Source organism: Agromyces sp. Root81, from assembly GCF_001429165.1.
In the GTDB taxonomy this organism is placed as follows: Bacteria; Actinomycetota; Actinomycetes; order Actinomycetales; family Microbacteriaceae; genus Agromyces.
Window position 1 is genome coordinate 1,907,292 of record NZ_LMIR01000002.1, and the last position, 16,690, is coordinate 1,923,981.

At 66.6% G+C, this 16,690-nt stretch carries 18 protein-coding genes and 1 tRNA gene; 16 read left to right on the forward strand and 3 right to left on the reverse strand.

The features are described from left to right. The first annotated feature begins 30 nt into the window (after window positions 1–30). The 5 genes from ASE14_RS14070 (at window position 31) to ASE14_RS14090 (ending at window position 4,279) form a co-directional block, all read left to right on the forward strand. Window positions 31–1,587 carry a hypothetical protein gene (locus ASE14_RS14070; protein WP_157372991.1) on the forward strand — a complete coding sequence of 519 codons (1,557 nt, stop codon included), beginning with the start codon at window positions 31–33 and terminating at the stop codon, window positions 1,585–1,587. A gap of 228 nt (window positions 1,588–1,815) precedes the next feature. Beyond that, window positions 1,816–2,010 (forward strand): Flp family type IVb pilin, encoded by a 195-nt coding sequence (locus ASE14_RS14075; RefSeq protein WP_056655636.1) that lies wholly within the window; start codon window positions 1,816–1,818, stop codon window positions 2,008–2,010. A 14-nt stretch (window positions 2,011–2,024) separates the two neighbouring features. Beyond that, window positions 2,025–2,492, forward strand: a complete 468-nt coding sequence (locus tag ASE14_RS14080) for a TadE/TadG family type IV pilus assembly protein (RefSeq protein ID WP_056655639.1) — start codon at window positions 2,025–2,027, stop codon at window positions 2,490–2,492. Beyond that, window positions 2,480–3,490 carry a pilus assembly protein TadG-related protein gene (locus tag ASE14_RS14085; RefSeq protein ID WP_162257744.1) on the forward strand — a complete coding sequence of 337 codons (1,011 nt, stop codon included), beginning with the start codon at window positions 2,480–2,482 and terminating at the stop codon, window positions 3,488–3,490. The genes ASE14_RS14080 and ASE14_RS14085 overlap by 13 nt, the downstream gene beginning before the upstream one ends. A 48-nt stretch (window positions 3,491–3,538) precedes the next feature. Then, on the forward strand, window positions 3,539–4,279 hold the full coding sequence (locus ASE14_RS14090) for a Flp pilus assembly protein CpaB (protein WP_056655645.1): 741 nt from the start codon (window positions 3,539–3,541) through the stop codon (window positions 4,277–4,279). On the opposite strand, the gene ASE14_RS20825 is transcribed toward ASE14_RS14090, so the two are convergent. After that, window positions 4,270–4,761, reverse strand: a complete 492-nt coding sequence (locus ASE14_RS20825) for a hypothetical protein (RefSeq protein WP_162257745.1) — start codon at window positions 4,759–4,761, stop codon at window positions 4,270–4,272. The genes ASE14_RS14090 and ASE14_RS20825 overlap by 10 nt on opposite strands. Between ASE14_RS20825 and ASE14_RS14100 the strand changes: the two genes are divergently transcribed. The 6 genes from ASE14_RS14100 (at window position 4,738) to ASE14_RS14125 (ending at window position 11,305) form a co-directional block, all read left to right on the forward strand. Further along, the gene (locus ASE14_RS14100; RefSeq protein ID WP_162257746.1) at window positions 4,738–5,610 is read left to right on the forward strand and encodes an AAA family ATPase; all 873 of its coding nucleotides are present in this window, start codon (window positions 4,738–4,740) and stop codon (window positions 5,608–5,610) included. The two genes, ASE14_RS20825 and ASE14_RS14100, sit on opposite strands and share 24 nt — an antisense overlap. After that, window positions 5,597–7,096 carry a CpaF family protein gene (locus ASE14_RS14105; protein ID WP_056655654.1) on the forward strand — a complete coding sequence of 500 codons (1,500 nt, stop codon included), beginning with the start codon at window positions 5,597–5,599 and terminating at the stop codon, window positions 7,094–7,096. The genes ASE14_RS14100 and ASE14_RS14105 overlap by 14 nt, the downstream gene beginning before the upstream one ends. After that, window positions 7,093–8,049, forward strand: a complete 957-nt coding sequence (locus ASE14_RS14110; protein ID WP_056655656.1) for a type II secretion system F family protein — start codon at window positions 7,093–7,095, stop codon at window positions 8,047–8,049. The genes ASE14_RS14105 and ASE14_RS14110 overlap by 4 nt, the downstream gene beginning before the upstream one ends. 1 nt (window position 8,050) lies before the next feature. Beyond that, on the forward strand, window positions 8,051–8,917 hold the full coding sequence (locus ASE14_RS14115; protein WP_056655659.1) for a type II secretion system F family protein: 867 nt from the start codon (window positions 8,051–8,053) through the stop codon (window positions 8,915–8,917). Window positions 8,918–8,985: 68 nt separating this feature from the next. Then, the gene (locus tag ASE14_RS14120) at window positions 8,986–10,023 is read left to right on the forward strand and encodes an alpha/beta hydrolase (protein WP_056655662.1); all 1,038 of its coding nucleotides are present in this window, start codon (window positions 8,986–8,988) and stop codon (window positions 10,021–10,023) included. Window positions 10,024–10,267: 244 nt separating this feature from the next. Beyond that, window positions 10,268–11,305 carry a type IV toxin-antitoxin system AbiEi family antitoxin domain-containing protein gene (locus ASE14_RS14125; protein WP_056655665.1) on the forward strand — a complete coding sequence of 346 codons (1,038 nt, stop codon included), beginning with the start codon at window positions 10,268–10,270 and terminating at the stop codon, window positions 11,303–11,305. Window positions 11,306–11,409: 104 nt separating this feature from the next. Here ASE14_RS14125 and ASE14_RS14130 read toward each other — a convergent pair whose 3' ends face one another. Further along, entirely contained in the window at window positions 11,410–11,898 is a 489-nt protein-coding gene (locus ASE14_RS14130; RefSeq protein WP_056655668.1) for a YajQ family cyclic di-GMP-binding protein, read from the reverse strand. A 97-nt stretch (window positions 11,899–11,995) separates the two neighbouring features. Further along, entirely contained in the window at window positions 11,996–13,015 is a 1,020-nt protein-coding gene (locus ASE14_RS14135) for a LacI family DNA-binding transcriptional regulator (protein WP_056655671.1), read from the reverse strand. Window positions 13,016–13,206: 191 nt separating this feature from the next. On the opposite strand from ASE14_RS14135, the gene ASE14_RS21015 reads away from it, so the two are divergent. From ASE14_RS21015 to ASE14_RS14155, 5 genes are all read left to right on the forward strand, one after another. After that, window positions 13,207–13,371, forward strand: coding sequence for a hypothetical protein (locus tag ASE14_RS21015; RefSeq protein ID WP_200953331.1), 165 nt, complete (start codon window positions 13,207–13,209; stop codon window positions 13,369–13,371). Between the two features lie 4 nt (window positions 13,372–13,375). After that, the gene (locus ASE14_RS14140) at window positions 13,376–14,038 is read left to right on the forward strand and encodes a PH domain-containing protein (protein WP_082600718.1); all 663 of its coding nucleotides are present in this window, start codon (window positions 13,376–13,378) and stop codon (window positions 14,036–14,038) included. A gap of 54 nt (window positions 14,039–14,092) precedes the next feature. Further along, the gene (locus ASE14_RS14145) at window positions 14,093–15,421 is read left to right on the forward strand and encodes a hypothetical protein (protein ID WP_157372992.1); all 1,329 of its coding nucleotides are present in this window, start codon (window positions 14,093–14,095) and stop codon (window positions 15,419–15,421) included. Between the two features lie 79 nt (window positions 15,422–15,500). Beyond that, a tRNA-Tyr gene (locus ASE14_RS14150) sits at window positions 15,501–15,585 on the forward strand. Between the two features lie 95 nt (window positions 15,586–15,680). Further along, window positions 15,681–16,553: an inositol monophosphatase family protein gene (locus ASE14_RS14155; RefSeq protein ID WP_082600720.1), complete on the forward strand. Its 873-nt coding sequence runs from the start codon at window positions 15,681–15,683 to the stop codon at window positions 16,551–16,553. The last annotated feature ends 137 nt before the right edge of the window (window positions 16,554–16,690 follow it).

Consider the following 16,690-nt stretch of genomic DNA (forward strand, 5'->3'; position numbering starts at 1 on the left):
GAACGCGCAGCTCGACGTGTGAAGGACCAGATGACCGAGATAGTGCTGCCACTGTCACGCCCCGAGCGAGTTCGGCGCATCATGCAGACAGAACGATACCGATGGGGTCTCGCTTCAGTCCTCCTCGCGATGCTCGCCGCGGTGCGCGCCGCAGTTCCAACGGAGCGGGACCACTATTGGTCGGCGCAGGCTGGTCTGGAGGTATTGAACGGCACGCCACTGGCTCGTTCCGACACATGGAGTTGGTCCGCTGAAGGCATGTGGTATCCGAACTCACCGGCATGGAATGTCGTGCTCGGTCTTGGCTGGCAGTCGCTCGGCTTCTGGGGGCTGTTCCTGGTTGCGTTCCTCTCAATGTCAGCCCTGTTCGGTGTGGCCCTGCTCGGGGCGCGACTCGCCGGGGCACGCGCGTTGCCGACGTTGCTGGTGTTCATTCCGATCCTGCTCGGAGCGTCCGCATCCTTGTCGGCGCGGGCGACAGTGGTCGTGCAGGCATTCGTCCTCGCTGCGGCGATCTTCGCCTGGTGGTGGGGTGGCATCGCCAATCGACTGAACAGCGTCGCCGCGATTGCGGTCGTGGGCGCGGTCGGTTTCGGCGTGTCCTTCGCTGGAAACTGGGTGCATCTGTCGTTCATGTTGATGGCCGCCGCCATCGCCGTGATGTGGGCTGTTGCGTGGTGGTTGTCTCCAGGGCTGAACGCTTTGCGACGTATCGCCCTCACCCTTGCCGGAACCACAGGGCTCTTCCTGGGTTGCATTCTGTCGCCGTATGGCGTCGAACTGACGCTTGAGAGGTCTCGAGTTGTCAGCGAGATCTGTCAGGGGATCATCATCGAATGGACATCGGTGTTCCGGGCAGCAGAATTCGGCGACTTCCGCTGGATTCCGGTCGCCGTTGTGGCCGCCTGTATCGCACTCGGTTCGGGGATGTGGGCGTTTCGCTCGCTCCGACGGCACGGTCGATCTGACGCACGAATCAGATTGTTGGTGCCGCTCGCGATCTTCGCAGTACCGATGACGCTGATCGGCTTCGGGGCCCTCAGGTTCCTCGGCATCGGGATGCTCGCAATCCTGCCGGTGGCTGCAGCCGCGACGACGGCGCTGGTCGACGTGGTGCACGAACGTCAGGGGGCTGGAGGCATCCTTGCGCGGCCCAAACTCGTAGAGTATGCATCCGGCAGATTCTGGGTCACCGTGATGACGGGCATTGCGATCGTGCTGGCGCCGCTCGCCGCATTCGGGGCGTCGAAGGGCTCGAAAACACCGGAAGCCGTGCTCGGAGAATTGCTCCCCCGAGACTGTTCCCTATTCTCTGACGCTGGTGCTGCGGGCCCCGTCATTCTGACGAGACCCGACGTGAAAGTGTGGATCGACGGGCGAGCAGACTTCTACGGGAGGCAGCACCTCATCGAATCCGTCAGAATCTTCTCAGCGATCGACCCTGTGCCCGAAGAAGCCGATTGCGTGCTGCTACCACTCTGGGACGGGCTGGGTCATGTCATTCCCCTTGCGCTGTCGCTCGATCGCGATCCTGTTTGGGATCGAATCGCCACGCTAGATGGGTACGCCCTCTGGGTCCGTCCATAGCCTCTGCGCACCGATCGATGTGTTCAGTACAGGCGTGTACCCCCAAAGCGGGGTACGCGGTACTGCATCTTGCACGGAATCATGCGGATTCATCAGGTTCGTTGCGCCGCCAACGGATACATCCCCCGAAAGGGGGCGTTCGTTGCATGCATACGCACTGTAGCTTCAACTCACCGTCAACTACCCGGGCGGGTTTCTCTCCATCCTTGTAACCCGAAGGAAAGTCTCATGCTCAAGGCATACTCGCGCCTCGTTGCGCGCATCAACTCACTCACGTCCGACGAAGAAGGCGCAACGGGCGTCGAGTACGCCCTGATCATCGGTGTCGCGTCGATTGCGATCGTCACCGCCCTCGCTCTGCTGGCTCCGGCCATTTCAACCTTCATCAGCACCACCGTGGTGCCCGCGCTCAACGGCCCGTAATCACTACTCGCCGGGTGCTCGTCGACTGGGCGGCTCAGCTCGAATTGGTTGCGATCGACCAGCATTCTCCCTTGCTGAAAGTTCCCCTGATGTCTGCACGCAAGAATGAACGTGGTGCAGCGGCCGTCGAGTTCGCACTCGTCGTGCCGCTGCTGCTCATCATGCTCTTCGCGATCATCGATGTCGGCTGGGTCTTCAGCCAGCAACTCGCCGTTACCACCGCAGCTCGCGAAGGCGCTCGAGTCTTTGCAATCCACAACTCTGACGAAGACGGGCTGGCACAAACCAAAGCGGAGGCTCGCGCCGCCGAACTGGTCTCCGGCACCCCCACATTCAGCTATCCGTCGCTCTGCACGAGTGCCGACGACGACGAGTTGGTCATGGTGGTCACAACTCCGTTGACCGATCTGACCGGATGGCTGGAGTCAATCGCCCCAGGCGCGACACTCAAGGGCACAGGGAGTATGCGATGCGGCGGCTGACTCGACGTCGGAATAACGCGCGTGAAGAACGCGGCGCCGTCGCGGTAACTGTCGCCCTCTGCATCGTGCCGATTCTGGCGATTGTCGCATTGGTCACCGACGTGGGGCTCCTCTATTGGGAGCGCGGCGAGTTGCAGAACGGTGCCGATTCAGCGGCGCTCGCCGTTGCGCAGGAGTGCGCAGTCAGCCCTGACACGTGCACAGCTGAGGCCGACGCGATCGCCACCGAGTATGCGGGCGGCAATGCAAACGACGGCCTCGCCACAGCAGAGATTCCGACCTCGACCTTCATCATCGATGGGCGCAGTGGAACCGTCACGGTAGATACATCGACGCTCACCGATGACGGCAGCACGCTGAGGCACCCGCTGGCTTCCGTCGTGGGTCTCGACCCAACGACCGTGCGTGCCGATGCCACGGCCGAGTGGGGCACTCCGATTGCGGGCGAGACCATTCCTCTCGCGATCTCGCAATGCGAGCTCGACACCAGGCTGGCATCGCTCGACTCGCCGACGACGTCGCGGATCATCCTTCGGAGTGACCGCAACGCTGGCAACTGCACCTCTGGCCAACCCGGGGGCTTCGGCTGGCTCGCAGACACCGACTGCAGTGTGGAATTCGCGATCGGCGGCGAGATGACGCCGCTCACGACGGGCAACAACTCCAACGGAACCGGTTGCGACGACGATCCCGACACCGGATTTCTACACGATCATCTCGGAACCACGATCCTCGTTCCTCTCTACAACACGGGAGGCGGCACAGGGGCGCACGGTGGCTACTTCATCACGAAATTTGCCGCGTTCTACCTGACGGGGTATCGAGAAGGTGGCGCGAGCTCCACGCGGTATCTCGGCGGCACACCGCTCTCGCCCGTCTTCGGGGCTGGCGAAAAGGGCATCCAGGGCTATTTCGTTCGATATGTCGCGCTTGGCGAGGACTTCGAGCTGGGCGATGGTGGCGACGGTGGCCTCATGATCGTGCGCCTCACGAACTGATCGCTTCGCAGGATCCCTACTTTATTCCCTGCATCAAGGAGAACCCGAATGAAGACTCGAATCATCGGAGCGGTCGTCGCCGTCATCATCGCCGCCGTCGGCGCGTTCCTGCTCATCTCCTACGTACGCGGCGCAGACGCCCGGGCGGCGGAGGGAGCGGAACTCACCGAGGTGTACATCGTGCAGGAGACGATTCCCCGCGGTACGGCCGGCGAGACGGTGAAAGACTTCGTCAAGTTGGACACCCTGCCCGAACGAAATGTCGCCGCGGACAACGTGACGAACCTCGACGACCTCGCCGGACTGGTGAGCGACGCCGACATCCTGTCCGGCGAGCAGTTGCAGAGCGCGCGTTTCGTCAATCCGCTCGAGCTCGCGGCGCAGGGTGACGTTCCGGTGCCGGAGGGTATGCAGGAGGTCACGATCACCCTTCCGGTGAACCGCGTCGTCGGCGGAAAGGTGACCGCCGGCAGCGAGGTCGGAATGGTCACGACGTTCGAGCGTCCCGGGCTTGCGGACCCACCTCAGACCCAGTTCGCCTTCCACGACGTGCTCGTCACGAATGTGCAGCGCGGTACGTCAGCCACCGCCGACAACGCCGGTGAGCCAGAGACTGCCCAGCAGCTTATGGTGACGGTTGCACTGACGACCCATCAAGTGGAGCGCTGGGTCTGGGCGGCCGAAGGATACGAGAGAGGCGTCGACGTCGGAGTTTGGCTGACGCTGGAGAACGCGGCGACCGATAACGGCGGCTCCTCGCCGGTTAGCGGAAGCACCTTCTACGAGTGACTCCCTTCCTCCTCGTCAGCCGTTCCGCCGAGTATGAGTCCCGACTCAGGACAATGCTCGGTGAGAGGCTTGCCGTAGTCGCCGGCGAGTTCTTGACGTTCGGAACGGCCGCGGTCGTCGGGCGGGTCGATGGCACACCGCGGATCGCGTTCCTCGGTCCGGTTCTCAACTATGAGGAGACTCGCGGGCTCGTTGAAGAGCTGACCGCCAAACATCCGGATCTGGGGCTTGTGGTCGTACGAGAGCAGCGTTCCGATCTCGAGGACTGGGTCGATGAGCTCGCCCTGCATGCTGTGCTGAGCCCGAACGCGAGCGACGAGACCACCCTCGAGCTCATCAACCGGCTCTCGCGCTGGCTCATCTCGAACGGCAAGGCCGAGGAGCGCGATTTCGACGAGCCGCCAGTCCGAGAGTTCGAGACGCCGGAACCGATCCCCGCATCTGATGAGGATCTCCTCTTGCTCGAGGGCGATGAGGACCATGAAACGTTCGACGAACTCACCCAGGCCCCGCCGGTGCAGGAGTGGGCATTCCCGCCCCTCGAGGCCGGCGTATCGAGCGATGCCTTCGCAGTGGTGGCACCGAAGGGCGGGCAGGGCAAGACGACTATCGCGATCAACCTTGCGACCGGCCTCGCGGAGATCGCACCCAATTCGGTCGTGCTCGTGGACGCGGACCTCCAGTTCGGCGACATCACTGCTGCACTGGCACTCGATCCCACGCGCACGATCGTCGATGCCGTGGCTGCGGCCGCTGTCGATGAGCTCGTGCTGAAGACGGCGCTCACCCATCACGAAGACGGGTTCTTCGTCGTCGCGAGCGCACCCTCACCTGAACTCGGCGATCAGGTCTCCGCCGTGGCACTGGGCACGCTTATCGAGCGGCTGCGACATTCGTTCCGCTACGTGATCGTCGACACTACTCCAGGCCTTGGCGAACATACGCTCGTCGCGCTCGAACACGTCACAGACGCGGTGTTCGTGACCAACATGGGCGTGCCGGGACTCCGCGGCATGCGGAAGGAGTTCGAGCTGCTGACCGCCCTCGGACTCATGCCGAGCAACCGTCACATCGTCGTGAACCAGACCGACAAGCTCAGTGGGCTCACGATGCGGGATGTCGAGAACATCATCGGCGCACCGGTCGATGTCGAGGTGCCACGGTCGTCGGCTGTGCTCCTCTCGAGCAACCGCGGTGTCCCGTTGATCCATGATGACGTGCGCGACCCGGCAGCAAAGGCGATCCGCTCCCTCGTTCTGCGGATCGCGCCAGAAGCGTTCCCGAAGCGAAGCAGGATCCAGAGAAGGCGGCGATCAAATGAACCTGAATGATCGGCTGAAGGCGATCCGCGACCCGCATGAAGTTCTCGCGCCCGCCGAACTCGATGTGGTTGCCGTCTCCGGCGTTGCGAACGGTACTGTTCCGAATGTGGAGACCGCTTCCGAGCCGGCGGAACCGCTCGTCCACTCGTCCGCTGAGCCCCGCGCCGCTGCTCCGCATTCGAGGCGCGAGCCGGCGGCATCCGACCCGCTCGCCGCGGTGAAGGAGAAAGCCGCGCAGGAACTGTTCGTGCGCATCGGTTCGCGGCTGAGTGACTCGACTCTGACCGAACAGCAGTTGCACCAGTTGGCACGGTCGGAGCTCGCCGAAATCGTCGCAGCGGAGCAGCTCGCCATGTCGACGTCTGAGCGGAATCGACTCATCGACGATATCGGCGCTGAGGTTCTCGGCTATGGGCCGTTGGAGGAGCTGCTCAATGACGCGTCGGTCACCGAGATCATGGTGAATCGCTACGACCAGCTCTACGTCGAGCGCAATGGCCGGCTCGTCGAGACCGCGCACCGTTTCACGGGAGAACCGCAGTTGCGCCGTGTGATCGAACGGATCGTTGCACGCGTCGGTCGTCGCATCGATGAGGCATCGCCCCTCGTTGACGCGCGCCTCGAGGATGGATCGCGCGTCAACGCGATCATCCCACCGCTCGCAGTCAACGGTTCTTCGCTCACGATTCGAAAGTTCTCGGCGACACCGTACACAACCGAAGACCTCATCAATTTCGGCACGATGACGCGCGAGGTGACGACCGTGCTTGACGCCGCCGTGCGAGCGAAGATGAACATCCTCGTCTCGGGCGGCACCGGCACCGGCAAGACGACCTTGCTGAATGTGCTGTCGGCGTTCATCCCGAGGGACGAACGCATCATCACGATCGAAGACGCGGTCGAACTGCAGCTTCAGCAGGATCACGTGGTGCGGCTCGAGTCGCGCCCGCCGAACATTGAGGGTCGCGGCGAGATCACCATCCGGGAGCTCGTGCGGAACTCGCTTCGTATGCGCCCCGATCGCATCGTGGTGGGCGAGGTGCGTGGTGGCGAGAGCCTCGACATGTTGCAGGCGATGAACACCGGCCACGAGGGATCGATCTCCACTGTGCACGCGAACTCACCGCGTGACGCGCTCTCGCGCATGGAGACGCTCGTGCTGATGGCCGGCATGGACCTGCCGCTCCGGGCGATCCGTGAGCAGATATCCTCGGCGATCGACATCATCGTGCAGATCACGCGCCACAAGGACGGCGTGCGACGGGTGACGCATGTCTCGGAGGTTCACGGCATGGAGGGTGAAGTGATCACTCTGCAGGACGCCTTCAGCTTCGACTATTCGGCGGGGTATGACGAAGAAGGACGACTGCGCGGTCGTCTCGAGCCGACAGGTGTGCGTCCGCGTTTCGCTGAGCGGATTGCCGACCACGGCATCGCGTTGCCGGTCTCGATCTTCCAGCCGGAGATTCGCACACTACTCGGAGAGATCCGATGAACGTCGTCACCCTGTTCCTCGGCATCACCGTTTGCCTCCTCGCCGGACTCGTGCTCCTCTTCTTCGTGATCGCACCGCCGGCGCCGCGCATCGCGGTCGATCGCCGCCGGGCGCCGGGCGCAGTTCATGTCTCGGCGCTCGAGCGCGCGACGGCGCGAACCACGGCAGCCATCGACGCGGCGGTGTCGAAGCAGCGCACGCGTCTGTTCGGCCCGGAAGAGCTCGAGCTTGCGGGTGTCAAGTCCGAGCCATCGCAGTTCCTCGTGTTCGTGGGTTCCGCCGCCGCCGTCGCCGCTCTGCTGGGCGCGCTCCTCGGCCTCGTCAATGGGACATCGATTCTTCTCGCGGTGTTGCTCGCTGCGCTGACACCGATCGTCGCAAAGATCACGGTCATCATGCGCACCTCGAGGCGACGGGCGAAGTTCGCGGAGCAAGTCGATGACGCTGTGCAGCTCATCGCCGGAGGCCTTCGTGCTGGCCATGGGTTGTCGCGGGCGGTCGGCGCGGTCGCGAACGACGCCGAGGCGCCGATGAGTGAGGAGCTCATCCGTGTCGTCAATGAGACACGCCTAGGTCGCAGCCTCGCCGATTCCCTCGCGGTCACGGCGCAACGTATGAAGAGTGACGATTTCGAATGGGTCGCGCAAGCCATTGCCATCAACCTCGAGACCGGAGGCAATCTCGCGGAGGTGCTCGACCAGGTCGGCAAGACGATCCGTGAGCGGAACCAGATTCGCGGCCAGGTGAAGGCACTGAGCGCAGAGGGCCGGATGTCCGCGATCATCCTCGTGCTCCTGCCAATCGGTCTCTTCGTGTTCTTCGCCATCGTGCAGCCGACCTACGTTGCGACATTCTTCACCAGCATCATCGGAATCATCGCGCTCATTATCGGCTTCATTCTGCTCGTCCTCGGAACCATCTGGACGGCGATCGCTGTGAGGGTGAAGGTCTGACATGGAGACGTCGACGATCATCGCCCTGATCACCGCCATCGCGACGGCGATCGCGATCGGCGCGTTCGTGTTCCTGCTCTTCCCTGCGCGGAAGCCAGTCGTGGAGCCAGACGGCGAGGTGCACCCCACACTCGGCCCCGTCCAGCAGTCGTCGATCGGCACGAAGTTGATCGCCGCGGCACCCCGTGGGTACATCGGTTGGATCGAGAAGCAGATCGTGCTCGCCGGCCGGCCGATCGGCTGGACGGCCTCCGGGATCGTGACGTCGAAGATCGTGCTCGGCGTGGTCGGTGTGCTGTTCGCACTCATGATCGTCGCCCTGGCGGAGTTTGCGTTGAAGGTGCCGCTCGCAATCGCGGCCCCGCTGCTGCTGTTCTTCCTCCCAGATGTGCGGATCAACAGCCGCGCGCATGATCGGCAGTCAGCGATGCAGCTGGCGCTGCCCGACACGCTTGATCAGATGACCATTGCTGTTGAGGCCGGCTTGGGGTTCGACTCTGCGATGGCGAAGTCGGCGCGCAACAGCACAGGCCCGTTGGCCGAGGAGTTCATCAGGACCCTGCAGGACATGAGTATCGGGCGAACGCGCCGCGATGCGTTCATGGAGCTCGAACGACGCACCGACTCTGAAGACCTGCGCCGTTTCGCGCGGGCGATCATCCAGGCCGACTCCTACGGCATCTCGATCGGCGAGGTGTTGCGTGTGCAGGCGGCAGAAATGCGGGTGAAGCGCCGGCAGCGCGCCGAGGAGCAGGCGATGAAAGTCGCGGTGAAGATGGTGTTCCCACTCATATTCTGCTTCCTGCCGGTGATCTTCATCGTGGTGCTCACGCCGGCGATCATCCGCGTTGTCGAGACCTTCTCCTAGGCGCGCGCAGCGTCGTACCGACAGGGCGCTCTTGCTTCCCTAGGCTGGGCAGCGATCGGGGAGGCGTCGTGGGGGATGAACGCAGCGAGCGATGGCAACCCGACGTGCTCGGCGAGCACTTCGAGCAGCTCACCCTCCCGCTCGGCGCCGACAACGAGGGCGAGGTCGTGGCGACCCTCGTGCGGCACCGGCCGCCGTGGCGCCTGCGGCTCACGCGAGGCGCGGCATCCGGAGCCGACGTGCTCTACGTGCACGGCTGGAGCGACTACTTCTTCAACCCCGAGCTCGCCGAGTACTGGACGAACGCCGGCGCGCGATTCTTCGCGCTCGACCTGCGCAAGTACGGTCGCAGCCTCCGCCCCGGCCAGACACCCGGGTTCATCACCGACCTCGCCGACTACGACGCCGACATCGCGGCCGCCCTCATCGCGATGGGTCACGCCGCGCCCGACGGATCGGACGGTGCGGATGCCGCAGCGACGAGCAGCAACGCGCGACCGCTGATCCTGCTCGGGCACTCGACGGGCGGGCTCACGCTCAGCCTCTGGGCCGCTCGGCACCGGGGGCGTGCCGCCGCGCTCGTGCTGAACAGCCCGTGGCTCGAGTTCCAGGCGAGCAAGGTGGGCCGCGAGGCGCTCGCGCCCGTCATCGGCTGGGGTGCGAAGGTCAACCCGCTCGCGCAGCTGCCGAACGTCGACCTCGGCTTCTACACGCGCACCGTCGCGAGGGAGCAGGAGGGTGAGTGGGAGTACAACCACGTCTGGCGGCCCGATCGCGGGTTCACGACGCATCCGGCCTGGCTGAACGCGGTGCTCGCCGGGCACGCCACCGTGGCCTCCCGCATCGACGTCGGCGCGCCGGTGCTCACCCTGCTGTCGAAGCGGTCGACGCTGCAGGCGCGCTGGGATCCAGCGATGGCGTCGAGCGACATCGTGCTCGTCGTCGACGAGGTCGCCGAGCGCACGCTGCGACTCAGCCAGATCGGCGCCGTGGCGCGCATCGACGGTGCGCTGCACGACGTGTTCCTGTCACGCGCGCCGGTGCGCGCGGCCGCGTACGACTCGATCACGCAGTGGCTGCGCGGCTACGCGCCGCATCGCCGCTGAGCGTCGCGTCGCCGCGCCACCCGGCCCCCCCCGATCGCGCCGCGCCAGCGCGTCGGAGGACGGGTATCCCGTCGGAGGACGCGGATCCGTTGCCTCCGACGCCACAGCTTGCCTCCTACGGCCCGGAGCATCCGACTGCGAGCGGGCGCGTGACTCGGCCTCGACAGGTCGGGCATCGGCGCAGGGTCCACCAGCCGGTGCGCAGCATGACCGGCCGGTGCGTGCGCGGTGTTGACTCGCCGGCATGACCGATCTCCCGCTGACGGCGCACGGACTCATCCGCTTCGACGACGTGCGGGCGATGGGTTGCGAGTCCGAGCTCGCTGCGGCGCTCGCTGCCGGCCGCATCAGCCGAGTCCGACGAGGCGTCTACGCGCCGAGCCCGGCCGGCAGCCCGGCGGGATCCGAGGGCGAGCGCGATGCGATCCGGTATCTGACCGAGGTCCGAGCTGCAGCCGAGACCCTGCGGCGGCCGATCTTCACGAGCTTCTCGGCGCTCGCACTCGCGGGTCTGCCGATCTTCGGCCGGTGGCCGACCGAGATCTACGTGATGTCCGGCGACCGGCAGGGCCACCGACGCACTGGAGTGGTTTCCGTTGCGGGATCCTACGACCCGGCGCATGCTATGCAGGCTTCGCACGTCGTGACTTCCATCGAGTTCACCCTCATCCAGATCTGCCGTCATGCGAGCTTGGCAGCGGCATTGACGGCGATGGATGCCGCGCTGCGGGTGTCGCGGTTCGGCTCAGTCCGTTCGCACACGACCATGGCGGCAGTTCGGGCCGAGCATGAACGGCTGCTGCCCTATCGCGGCAGCCGTCGCACAGAGGCCGTGCTGGCGCGGACGACCGATCAGGCCGATACCCCGCTCGAGACCATCGGCCGACTCGTGATCGAGGAGCTGGGATTCGAGGAACCCGAGCTTCAGCACGAACTCTGGCTGCCCGAGCTCGGCAAGCGTGCCTTCCTCGACTTCTACTGGAAGGGTGTCGACGCGGGAGGCGAGGCCGACGGTCATGGAAAGTACCTCGGGCGGGCGAACACGACAGGGGCGGTCGCTTCGGCCGTCATCGCCGAGAAGGAGCGGGAGAACGCGGTTCGGCGTCAGGTTCGGGCGTTCGACCGGTGGGACTGGTCCGAGACGCTGCGGCGAACCCCGCTCGACCGCCGTCTCACGGCGATGGGCGTGCCGCGTACCCGTCGACGGCGTGCGCCACTCGTCGGCTCACCGGACGAGGCAGCTGCGTTCGGGCCGAAGCGCCGCCGCGCGGCCGGCACCTGATGCGACAGAGGCAATGAGGCCCGGCGGCGGCAACGGATCCGAGTCCTCCAACGCGCGACATTGCCTCCGACGCGCGCGGCCGCGGCGCGCCGCGCCGGCTCGACTCAGCGGAAGTTGACGAACTGCAGGGCGACCTCGAGGTCCTTGCCCTTGAGCAGCGCCATCGTGGCCTGCAGGTCGTCGCGGCTCTTCGAGGAGACCCGTACCTCGTCGCCCTGCGTCTGGCTCTTGACGCTCTTCGGCGCCTCGTCGCGGATGATCTTGTTGATCTTCTTCGCGTTCTCGGAGTCGATGCCGGCCTTCATCGTCGTCTCGATGCGGAACTCCTTGCCCGAGGCGAACGGCTCACCGGCGTCGAGCGAGCGCAGGGAGATGCCGCGCTTGATGAGCTTGGCCTCGTAGACCTCGAGGATCGCCTTCGCGCGCTCCTCGCTGTTGGCCTTGATCAGCACCTTCTCGCCGGACTGCTCGATCGACGCGCCGACGTTCTTGAAGTCGTAGCGCTGCGCGACCTCTTTCTGCGCCTGGTGGAGGGCGTTGTCGGCCTCCATCTGGTCGACCTTGGAAACGATGTCGAACGTTGCATCTGCCATGCCGCCAGTGTATCGGCGAGATCGAAACGACGAGCGGATGCCGCGTGGCCGGGGTTTCGAGACGGCGCCGGTGCGCCTCCTCAACCTGCAGAGGGGGTTACGCCGGCGGACGGGCCGTCGACGAGCGCACGCGCAACTCGTAGGGCAGGGGAGTGGCGGCGGGCGTCGCGGCATCCGTCGTCGCCGGTTCGAGCTCGTCCATCAGGATCTCGACCGCGAGCTCGCCCTGCACCCGCGGGAACTGCGCGACCGTCGTGAGGCCGAAGAAGTCGGAGAGGTCGTGGTCGTCGATGCCGGCGATCGAGACGTCGCGCGGCACGACGAGGCCGAGGTCGCGTGCGGCGAGGATCGAGCCGATCGCCATCTCGTCGGACGCCGCGAAGATCGCCGTGGGTCGATCGTGCGGGGCGCCGAGCAGCTGCTTCGCGGCGTGGTAGCCGCCGCGGATCGTGAAGTCCGCCGGTGCGAAGAGTCGCGGGTCGACCTCGATGCCGGCGTCGCGGAGCGCGCCCTCGTAGCCGATGCGGCGGTTCGTCGGCAGGTGGAAGTCCATGTCGAACTCGAGGTCGCCGCCGATGTGAGCGATGCGGCTGTGGCCGAGGCCGATGAGGTGCTCGGTGGCGAGGCGGGCGACGGCGACGTCGTCGATCGTGAGGGTGCGAACGCCGGGGATCGGGCCGCCGACGCCGACGAGCGGCTTGCCGAGTTCGTGCAGACGCGCCACCTCGGGCTCGGTGAGTTCGAGGGAGACGGCGATGACGGCGTCGACGCGCTGGCGCAGCAGGAAGTGCTCGAACACGCTCGCGCGCTCCCGCCCGTCGCCGGAGAGGTTGTAGAGCGTCAGGTCGTAGCCGCTCCGGAGAAGTGACTGCTGTGCCCCCTCGAGCACCGAGGAGAAGAACCAACGGTTCAGGAAGGGGATGACGACGCCGATGTTGCGGGTGCGCCCAGAGGCGAGGCTCGAGGCGTTGGAGGAGACGACGTAGCCGAGCCGCGCGGCGGCCTCTTCGACCTTCGCCTTGGACGTCGGCGAGACATGGCCGCGGCCGCTGAGCGCGCGCGACACCGTCGCGGTGGACACGCCCGCGAGTCTCGCGACCTCTTCGATGCCGGCCATGACTCCTCATTCCCGGCCTCGCCGAGTCCATTCCCGGCCTCGCCGAGTCAGGGGAATCCTACTCGCCAGTGCCCGCGGTGCCCCGCGTGGCGCGTTGTCTGAACGGACCGGGTGGGATAGAAATACGTGTCGGGGCTGGCTCACGGGGGTGGCGGCTCGCCCCCTGTCGCCGTCTCGAAGGGAAAGCACCCGTGAAGTGGCTCAAGGGCATCGCCGTGGCGTTGGTCGTGATCTTCGCCTTGTTCTACATGATCAGTCGTCCTGAAGACGCTGCCAATGTCGTGCAGGGCGCGCTCGGCGCCGTCGTCTCGGCCACCGAGTCCGTCGGCAGGTTCTTCAGCTCGCTCGCCTCATGACGCCATGAGCGTGTTCGGGTTCGATCCGCGCGTCGAGCGGCACCTCATCTCCGACGAGGGAGAGGTGATCGTCGACGAGGTGCGCAAGCACTGGGCCGCCGTGGTCGGCGCGATCCTCGAGATGCTCGCCGCAGTGCCCGCGCTGCTGCTGCTCGCGTGGGTGCCGCAGCAGCTGTACTGGTTCCCGCTCTTCCTCGCGCTCTTCCTCGCCCTGCACGGGCTCTGGCGCATCCTGCAGGCGCGCATGGACCGCTTCGTGATCACGAACATGCGCGTGTTCCGCGTGCACGGCATCCTGTCGCAGCGCATCGCGACCATGCCGATCTCGCGAATCCTCGACATCTCGGTGCACACGCCGCTCATCGGCCGGGTCTTCGGCTACGGGCACTTCGTGTTCGAATCGGCCGCGCAGGACCAGGGGCTGCGCGAGATCCGCTTCGTCGGTTCGCCCGACCAGCGCGGTGCCACGATCCAGCGGGTCATCCAGCGCTCCGGCCTGCGGGGCCCGGCGCGTCCGATGCATCGCGACGAGCAGTACGACCCTGCGTCGCAGACACAGCCGGCGCCGCGCTACGACCCCGCGCCACGGCCCGATCGCTACGATACGACGCCGCAGCGCGACCAGAACGACACGGCAGAGATGCCCTGGTGGCGCGGGTCGAACTGACACTCCCCGACATGGCCCTCGCGCGCCGGGGCGCACCGTGCAAGCATGGTGGCCATGTCGAAACGACGGATGTCGCTTGCTTCGGGGGTCGCAGCAGCAGCACTGCTGCTCGGCGCACCAGCCGCCATGCTCGCGGTCGGAGCGCCAGCTGCCGCAGTCGAGCCCGATGAGTTCGGCGTCTTCGCCTCGTACGAGATGAGCGCCGCCACTGCACCGAACACGTTCGCGGGCACGGCGACGTTCGCCACGACGGCCGACGCCTCGCCGATCGAGATCACCACGGATTCGACGACGGTGAAGGTGCCGACGGGGGAGTCGGCGTTCCTCGGCGCGAGCACCGGGTTCGGCCAGTACTTCGGATCGACCCGGTCCCAGCCGTACCTCTACCTCTCGCCCAGCGCGGGCAACGCGCCCTCGACGACGACGCTCAGGTTCACGGGCGCGGTTCCGCCGCTGGGGTGGGGATTCGCCGTCGGCGACATCGATGCCGACTACGTGACGATCGAACCGCTCGACGCCGGCGGCGCCGTGCTCCCGCTCTCGACGCTGAATGCGCAGGACACCGGCGGCACTCCGCTCCTGAACTACTGCGCGAACGCCGTGCCGAAGCCCTCGAGCTGCGTCGGCCCGGGGCCGTTCACCGATCACCCGTGGTGGCTCACGACGGCCGGCCCGTCACCGACGTTGCCCGGGCCGTTCCCGGCGGGCTCGGTCGTCGGCAACGGCATCGACACGTACGGCTCCTACGACTGGTTCCTGCCGTCGGCGGAAGTGCACGGTCTCCGGCTCACCTTCACCGTGCAGTCGGGCATTCCGATCTACCAGCTGTGGCTCGCAGCGGTCGCGACGAAGGCCACGATCACCGGCACCGTCGTGCTCCCGGAGGCGCCGCCTGGAACGCCGGTTCCCGACGGCACGAAGGCCGAGCTCCACAACGGCGACGGCACGCCGGTGCTCGACATCGAAGACCAGGTGGTGACCACCCCTGTGGCGCCCGACGGCTCGTTCGCCTTCGAGACCGAGCAGCGGCCGGCCGACGACCCGTATCAGGTGGTCCTCGTTCCGCCGGCCCGCTACGAACCCCCCGCCCCGACCACGGTGGTGGCCGACGCGGCAGAGGTCGAGGTGCAGATCGAACTCGTCGCCTCGCCGACGACGCCGGCACCGACGCCCACCGCGACGCCCGCGCCCGCGCTCGCCGAGTCGGGTTTCGTCGGCGGTCCGTGGTTCATCGTCGGCGGAGTCGTCCTGCTCGCGGGTCTCGCCACCGTCGTGCTCGTCGCCCTCCGTCGCCAGCGAGCGGCACGTTCGGGTGGCGGCGCATCGGAAGCATCCGAGACGGGCCCATCGACGTCTTCCGACGACGGTCCCACCGCCTCCTGAGGCCCGATTTCTCGCGACGGCCCTCGGCGGGTATTCTTGACAGGCCCCCGGTTGTGTGCAGAACGTGGTCGGGTGCGATGGCGAGTTACCCAAGCGGCCAAAGGGATCTGACTGTAAATCAGACTGCTCAGCATTCGGGGGTTCGAATCCCTCACTCGCCACCAGAGAAGCCCCGGTCAGCCGGGGCTTTCGTGGTTTCAGGGGTCGTGAACGACGGATGCCTCGGACGGCGGCGACCTCGCCCGACTAGCGTGAGGGCATGAGCGAAGACGCGTTCTCGATCGGCGACCACGAAGCGACGCACGCGAACGGAGAGCGCGGGGCGGCGGCATCCGCTGCGCTGCTCGACCTCGCGAAGCGCATCGCGCTGCAGGCGGGAGAGTTCGCCGTCGAGGCGCGCTCCGGCGGGGTGAGCGTCGCCGCCACGAAGTCGTCGCCCGTGGACATCGTCACGGCCGTCGATCGCGACACCGAGGCGCTCATTCGCCGGCTCGTGCTCGAGGCGCGACCCGACGACGGCATCGTCGGCGAGGAGGACGAGGCGCGCGTCGGCACGACGGGCCTCAACTGGGTCATCGACCCGATCGACGGAACCGTGAACTTCCTCTACGGCATTCCCGCCTGGGCGATCAGCATCGCCGTCGTCGAGGGGTCGGACGATCCGCGAATGTGGACCGCGCTCGCCGGCGTGGTCGTGAACCCGAGCAGCGGGGAAGTGTTCGAGGCGAGCCGCGGAGGCGGAGCCCGTCTCGACGGCGGGCCGCTTCGGGCCAACACGGATGTCGCGCTCAGCCGCGCCCTCGTCGGCACGGGGTTCTCGTACTCGGCCGAGGTGCGGCGCGAGCAGGCGGAGGTGCTGCTGACGGTGCTGCCGCTCGCGCGGGACATCCGGCGCGGCGGCTCGGCCGCCCTCGACCTCTGCGCGGTCGCCGCGGGCCGCCTCGATGCGTACTACGAGCGGGGATTGAACCCATGGGATCATGCCGCCGGCGCCCTGATCGCACAGGAGGCGGGCGCGCGGGTGGGCGGGCCGGGGGGCGGGGCCGCGACCGTCGAACTCGTGCTCGCGGCGGCACCCGCGCTCTACGACGAAATCGCCGAGGTGCTGCGGCGGGCCGGGCTCGGCGCGTGAGGCGCCGAGATCGGGAGGCCACGGAAGTCGTGGATTCCATGCGTTCCGACAGTGGAGAATCTCCGTTCCACATGGCGTGGACCGTCGAGACCGGGTAGTCTTTACCAACCTGTTATTTCGGCGTGACGCCGGGATGC

Bases quoted from the DNA above. Each gene is read 5' to 3' on its own strand.
- ASE14_RS14075 (WP_056655636.1), top strand. From the start codon at position 1,816: ATGCTCAAGGCATACTCGCGCCTCGTTGCGCGCATCAACTCACTCACG.
- ASE14_RS14110 (WP_056655656.1), top strand. From the start codon at position 7,093: ATGAACGTCGTCACCCTGTTCCTCGGCATCACCGTTTGCCTCCTCGCC.
- ASE14_RS14085 (WP_162257744.1), top strand. From the start codon at position 2,480: ATGCGGCGGCTGACTCGACGTCGGAATAACGCGCGTGAAGAACGCGGC.
- ASE14_RS14135 (WP_056655671.1), bottom strand. From the start codon at position 13,015: ATGGCCGGCATCGAAGAGGTCGCGAGACTCGCGGGCGTGTCCACCGCG.
- ASE14_RS14155 (WP_082600720.1), top strand. From the start codon at position 15,681: ATGAGCGAAGACGCGTTCTCGATCGGCGACCACGAAGCGACGCACGCG.
- ASE14_RS20825 (WP_162257745.1), bottom strand. From the start codon at position 4,761: ATGGTCCTCATCGCCCTCGAGCAAGAGGAGATCCTCATCAGATGCGGG.
- ASE14_RS14145 (WP_157372992.1), top strand. From the start codon at position 14,093: ATGTCGAAACGACGGATGTCGCTTGCTTCGGGGGTCGCAGCAGCAGCA.
- ASE14_RS14090 (WP_056655645.1), top strand. From the start codon at position 3,539: ATGAAGACTCGAATCATCGGAGCGGTCGTCGCCGTCATCATCGCCGCC.
- ASE14_RS14140 (WP_082600718.1), top strand. From the start codon at position 13,376: ATGAGCGTGTTCGGGTTCGATCCGCGCGTCGAGCGGCACCTCATCTCC.
- ASE14_RS14105 (WP_056655654.1), top strand. From the start codon at position 5,597: ATGAACCTGAATGATCGGCTGAAGGCGATCCGCGACCCGCATGAAGTT.
- ASE14_RS14130 (WP_056655668.1), bottom strand. From the start codon at position 11,898: ATGGCAGATGCAACGTTCGACATCGTTTCCAAGGTCGACCAGATGGAG.
- ASE14_RS14115 (WP_056655659.1), top strand. From the start codon at position 8,051: ATGGAGACGTCGACGATCATCGCCCTGATCACCGCCATCGCGACGGCG.
- ASE14_RS14125 (WP_056655665.1), top strand. From the start codon at position 10,268: ATGACCGATCTCCCGCTGACGGCGCACGGACTCATCCGCTTCGACGAC.
- ASE14_RS14070 (WP_157372991.1), top strand. From the start codon at position 31: ATGACCGAGATAGTGCTGCCACTGTCACGCCCCGAGCGAGTTCGGCGC.